General features: G+C 39.3%; 5 protein-coding genes. All 5 read right to left on the bottom strand.

What is annotated here, in order from left to right:
- Positions 1-87: 87 nt before the first annotated feature.
- The 5 genes from IQ229_RS09935 to IQ229_RS09915 all read right to left on the bottom strand — a co-directional run bounded on the left by IQ229_RS09935 (position 88) and on the right by IQ229_RS09915 (position 5,852).
- Positions 88-1,854 (bottom strand): tetratricopeptide repeat protein, encoded by a 1,767-nt coding sequence (locus IQ229_RS09935; protein ID WP_194043287.1) that lies wholly within the window; start codon positions 1,852-1,854, stop codon positions 88-90.
- A complete protein-coding gene (locus tag IQ229_RS09930; RefSeq protein WP_194043285.1) occupies positions 1,851-3,176 on the bottom strand; it encodes a P-loop NTPase family protein in 1,326 nt (441 codons plus the stop codon). Before IQ229_RS09930 ends, IQ229_RS09935 begins: the two co-directional genes overlap by 4 nt.
- Positions 3,177-3,473: 297 nt before the next feature.
- Positions 3,474-4,454, bottom strand: a complete 981-nt coding sequence (gene cofG, locus IQ229_RS09925; RefSeq protein WP_194043283.1) for a 7,8-didemethyl-8-hydroxy-5-deazariboflavin synthase subunit CofG — start codon at positions 4,452-4,454, stop codon at positions 3,474-3,476.
- A 113-nt stretch (positions 4,455-4,567) separates the two neighbouring features.
- Positions 4,568-5,329, bottom strand: a complete 762-nt coding sequence (crtW, locus tag IQ229_RS09920; protein WP_194043281.1) for a beta-carotene ketolase CrtW — start codon at positions 5,327-5,329, stop codon at positions 4,568-4,570.
- A 331-nt stretch (positions 5,330-5,660) separates the two neighbouring features.
- On the bottom strand, positions 5,661-5,852 hold the full coding sequence (locus tag IQ229_RS09915; RefSeq protein WP_194043279.1) for a chlorophyll a/b-binding protein: 192 nt from the start codon (positions 5,850-5,852) through the stop codon (positions 5,661-5,663).
- Between the last annotated feature and the right edge of the window lie 84 nt (positions 5,853-5,936).

Here is a 5,936-nt window from a genome sequence, read left to right as displayed (position 1 = left end):
GTATTATTGAAGATGGGTAAACTTTATATTTGGTAATTTATGGGCATCGTTTTGAATTAAAGTTGCTTAGAATTATTACTACATTTTTTATTGAATTAAAGCTTTAAACCGCTCATTTTCCCGAATAACATCGAAACTAGAGTCAGTTTTTGCCGATTCATGCCATTTTTCAGAATTCAAATTAATTGCTCGTTGCAGGTTTTCCAGTGCTTGCTCAATATTACTTTGAAGGGCATAACAACAAGCTTTGTTGTAGAAGGCAATATCATTATCAGGTTGAAATTTCAGTGCTTGGTCTAATGATGTGATCGCTTCTTCATAGCGTCCCAAAATACCTAGCGCAATACCCTTGCTATTCCAAGCTTCGTGGTCATCAGGTTGAAATTTCAGTGCTTGATCGTAGGATGCAACTGCATCTTCATAGCGTCCCAAATCATTTAGGACAATGCCCCGTAAATACCAAGCATTGTAGTCATCAGGTTGAAATTTCAGTGCTTGGTCGAATGATGCAACTGCTTCTTCATAGCGTCCTAAATTGCCTAACGCAACGCCTTGCCAATACCAGGCATCATAGTCATCTGGTTTGAGCAACTGAGCTTTTTTGTAGTCAGATACAGCTTCTTCATGCTGTCCTAGTTGAGCTAATGAGTAGGCTCGACCATTCCACAGTATATGGTTATCTGGTTTAATTTCTAAGGCTTTGTCATAGTTAAAAATTGCTTGTTCATAGCGTTTCAAATTGACTAATGCGTAGGCTAGTTTCCACCAAGCTTCATAGTTATCAGGTTTAAATTTCAGTGCTTGGTCGTAGGATGCGATCGCCTCTTGATAGCGTCCCAAATCATCTAATGCAATGCCCCGGTTGTACCAAGCTTCGTAGTCATCAGGTTTAAATTTCAGTGCTTGGTCATAAAATGCGATCGCTTCTTTATTGCGTCCTAATTTGATTAATGCATAGCCTTGCCAGTTGCTAGGTTCGTGGTAATCTAGTTTAAATTTCAGTGCTTGGTCGTAGGATGCGATCGCTTCTTCATTGCGTCCTAAATCATCTAGCGCATAGCCCCGATTGTACCAAGCTCGGTGGTAATCTGGTTTAATTTTCAGTACTTGGTCGTAGGATGCGATCGCGGCTTCAAATTCGTCAGCAGAATGTAACAACCTGCCCAGTTCATATTGTAAACTTGCCTGAAGATTCTCTGATTGATGTTTTTCGGTCAGCAACTCTTGAATTTCCAAGACTTTCTCAATTTTTTGTTCTAGACTGAATTTTAAATATTCCTTATAGTCTCCTTCCAACAGCAGACGATTTGATTTTTGTTCTACGACTTCTGGCGTTGTAGGTAATTCAAACACCCCAGAACGCCAATCAAAAAAATCTGGGGCGCGATGAATAAAATAGTTTATCGAAAATGAACGCAAAAGAAAAACAAAGCTAATTGGAAAATCATCTCTAAAGCGTTCTCGCTGTTTGTTTAAGTGATTTAGAATATGCGGAACACTGGTTAAATTACTAAATTGTCCTTCGGTAATTTCCCCAAAACTTCTTTTTTCATATTTATATAAAGAATATTCCAGACCTTTAATTAATAAAATATCAATTTGCTTGTCTTTAATAAACTCTGCTACTGGCTGATATAAATTATCAATCGACTCAACCAATCGCAAAACCGCAATCTTTTTCTGTGTAATTTCCTGGGGAAGTTTGATAATGAACTTGTCTGCTTCCTCAGATGTACATTGGACAAAAAACAAACCAAATCCTGATTTCCGCTTCAGTGCGCGAAGCAAGTCTTGATAAGCTTCTTCTGGTTCTGGGGGTAAATCATCATCCCAATCACTTAAATTTGGGTTCATGAAAGTTTTACTACGGCTTCTTTAAATTCTGGAATTCCTTGAATCAATGGATGAATATCATACCAACGCTGCATCTCTCCATCATCATCCAAATATCGGTATTCTAAAAGACTGCGGTTATACATCAAACTTCGATACAAGTCATCATTAATAATACGTTTAGAAGAAGACACTTCTGCTAACAGACACCATTGATGATTTTCCACAGCACGGCGAAAAGTATCTCTAGCTTGAGTAATTGCTCGTCGCACCGCCTTTTCTGAAACAGGTAACTCTTCAGTGCGTCCAATGGCATCTTGAGTTAACAATAGCAAATTCCTTACATGACCTCCACTCATCAAACAGAGTCTTTCTAAGGTTTGGGGACTATCAAAAATTTCCTTCTCTAGTGATAGTTCCGGTGCAATTTGCCGGACTCGCTTGTTAATTACTTCTTTAACTTTCTTGAGTCCTGGCTGGTAAACTTCCCCCTTGAGAGTGTTTACCATAATCATCGGCAAAATTTGGGGGTCGCCGTAGATATCTCTGAGGTCTGTTGCCCTGGTAGAATAAACCATTGAAATCGGGACAGTGTAAATCAAATGGCAATCTAAAGCTTGGAGTTGTTCGCTGCGGTCTAAAAAGACTTCCTCATAGTTGGTGCGTTCTCCTTCTTTGACTAACACCATCCGGTCTAAATTATCGACAATTACCGCCAGTTGAGTTTTACCCGTAGGTAAGTTCTTTTTTGCATCCGCTAGAAACTCATTCAACACCTGAATTAAAGTGACGGTGTAAGGATCAATTTTTTGGCGAATCTTCTGGCGTAATTCCGGAACGGCCCTTAAATTTGCGGTCAACTTGGCAAACTGAGCAAGTTTGGCTTCTACTCCCAGGCTCTCAAACTCTATGGGAGTCTGCGCCAAATCTTTTAAATCTTCCCAACGACTTTTTAACCAGTTGAGTATAGGATCGGGACTGGCAATTTCTTTCAAATCTTTGAGCAAACGGCGGGTACAGGCGAGGAGAATATCTGTATATTGGGCATCTTCAGAATCGATATCCTCTTCATCAGCCGCAAAATAGACAACATAAAATTTCCGATTTTCTAAATACTTCTTTAACCTGAGTAATTCTGTAGACTTCCCCGCACCTCGATGACCAGAATACAATTGGCAAGTATTTGTATTTGCCAATTGCATCCGATTTCCCAACTCTTGCAAAATATCCGCATCTCCCCGCACATCCTGACAATCTACATATTTTGGATCGCCTGCGGGTAAGGGTTCAAAAGGGTTAAAGGCGTTGTAAAGGTTTGCGAGTAAGTCAGTACTATTAACCATAGGTAAAAAATATAGCAATGATGCTCATAATAATTGAGATCATACAGAATTGAGGTAGATGAATCCAGTTCAAATACTCGTCAACGGAGTTCAGAGGTGGATGAACGCACCTCAAATACTCGTTAACGGAGTTCAAAGGTGGATGAATCCAGTTCAAATACTCGTCAACGGAGTTCAGAGGTGGATGAACGCACCTCAAATACTCGTTAACGGAGTTCAAAGGTGGATGAACGCACCTCAAATACTCGTCAGCAAAAAAAACTACTACGAGATGACAAAATCTCTACTTCCCTATTCTTATAAAAGAGAAACTGGGGTTAGAGTCTTGCGCCAGCGTTTCACTGCTGTTTGTAATTCTCCCGATAACCAGCTATCAAATTGCGGATAAACTGGCGATCGCGCCATCAACTCCCACCCCGCAGGCTGTAAAATTTCTCTTAATGCCTGTTCCTGAACATGAGGATAATCAGGATTCACCTCATCTTTTGGCCCTATTCCACCCAAATCTCGCGCACCAGCTTCGATACAAGCGAGTAACCATCGGTCATCTTTGACTAAATTGGGTGGAATTTGAATAGTAATATCTGGCGGTAAAATCTGACGTGCTTTAGCAATTACTTCTGGTAAATGATGAGGGTCAAAAGGTGGTGCATCAAAGGTTTGCTGATATCCTGGACTATGAGGTTGCAAGATAACTTCTTGAATATGGTGATAACGTTGATGCAGTTGAGATATAGCTATTAATGTTTCCCAGCAATCATCAGCTGTTTCCCCAATTCCCAACAGTAACCCAGTTGTAAAGGGAATCTGCAACTCTCCCGCCCATTGCAATTGCTGTAAACGAACTTCTGGTAATTTACTCGGTGCGTGCCGATGTACACTATTTAACAATGTTGGCGTTAACTGTTCCAACATCAGCCCCATCGAAACATTCACACGCTTGAGTTTTTCCATCTCCTCAAAACTCAGTGGCCCCGCGTTTGTATGAGGTAAAAACCCCATTGAAAGCGCTAATTCACACAAATCATAAATCCGCCTAAACCACGCCTGACGCTTTGGCGAATTTGGATGCACTTCACCGCTAAGTATGAGAATTTCACAGACTTTTTCGCTTTGAAGTGGTTTTAAAATACTGTCTGCATCTGAAATACTCATCCAGGGACTTTTACCTGGTTCACTGCGAAAGTTGCAGTAGCTACACCGATTAAAACACTCGTAAGTGGGAACGATTGTATAAGCAGGGCTATAAGTGACAAGACGAGAATTATTAATTGGCATAAGCAGAATAAATTTGCTCTTAGTAAGCAGCCCCAGACTTATTTTAAGGGCTGGGGACACTGACTACAAACCTTGAATTATTCACATCCACTTATTTATTAGAAAAACAAGAACTATTTCGCTTTATAAATTTCTGGTAACTGCCACCAAGGAATATGAGGATACTCATGATGTTCCTCGTGGTAGCCGAAATGATAGCAAGTGATAAATGACCACCAAATTGGACGGCTAATCGTTTGGGCACAATGAGGCTGAATATAGCCTTCGCTTGGTTCGCTATGTGGAAGAAAAGTACCAAAATAAAACAATTGGAATGAACTTAAAAGTGAAGGAAGTACCCAAAAACTTATTAGATTAGCATGGGGGATATGAAGGATGTGATTACCAAATTGATAAATAAGAGTCACAGCAATAATTTGTCCCCAACTCCAGTAACCTTTCATAAAATGGAAATACCAAGCAAAGAAGTTTTTGTGTTTACCATTATGAAAATCTGGATCTATTTTAGTTGCTGGATTTTGGTGATGTAACCAATGCTTTTTTAATAATTGTTTGTATGGTAAAAGACCATAAAGAGATAGGGTTAATGTCCCAAAAAGATGATTAATTTTGTTATTTTGGGGAAATACTACCCCATGCATAGCATCATGAGATGTAATAAATAATCCCGTATATAAAAATGTTTGCCAAGCTATGCCAGGCAATAATATCCAAAGTTTTAACTTGGAAATATCAAGGGTAAGTAATAAACTCAGACTAATGATCCATGCACTAACAATGGCAATAGCAATGAAAAGTCCTTTAAACTGAGATTTACTTTTCACTACTGAAGTCAATTCTGCTTGATGACTGGGTGGTTGCTCTAACTCGATCACACTTTTACTCCGCCTAGCATTCAGGTGAAAATTCCAAAAATAAAATATAGTCATTACAAATACAACTAACTACTAGCGGGAAAACTGTGTTAGTGGTAAATGTTTTACACTGGACAATGCCAATGCTCCCAAATATGTATAAATATTAAGATACTTTAACTATTATTACACAAGCAGATGCTATTCTAAAAACTGTTTTCGGTTTAAAGGTTGGATGATAAGGGTGAAGACACTGGTAAAATTTAGTATTTACTATAACCAGTGCCTTGTATTTGATACTTTGAATAGAATCTAAGCCTGCTACAAAGACGCTCATTCCTTAACGGTGAGTTTAAGAAATCAAGTGAAGTACGTCCCGCACGACGCTATAACCATTGAGATCCCAAAGTAGGTAAGCTAAAAAACCGATCATAGCCAAGCGACCGTTCCAAAGTTCAGACTGAGGAGTTAACCCAAGTTCACCAGCATTGCGGTCTTTGCCATTGTATGCAGTTTCAGTTTTATCACTAGGATAAAGTGCCATTGTGAAGTTTCCTTAAGAAGCTAATTACACTGTTCATATTACTTAAATTACCCATCTGGCGCTATCTGTCTCTAGTCCTAAAGT

This window comes from Nostoc cf. edaphicum LEGE 07299, assembly GCF_015207245.1.
GTDB classification, from domain to species: domain Bacteria; phylum Cyanobacteriota; class Cyanobacteriia; order Cyanobacteriales; family Nostocaceae; genus Nostoc; species Nostoc edaphicum_B.
This window is presented reverse-complemented; position numbering and strand designations above follow the sequence as displayed.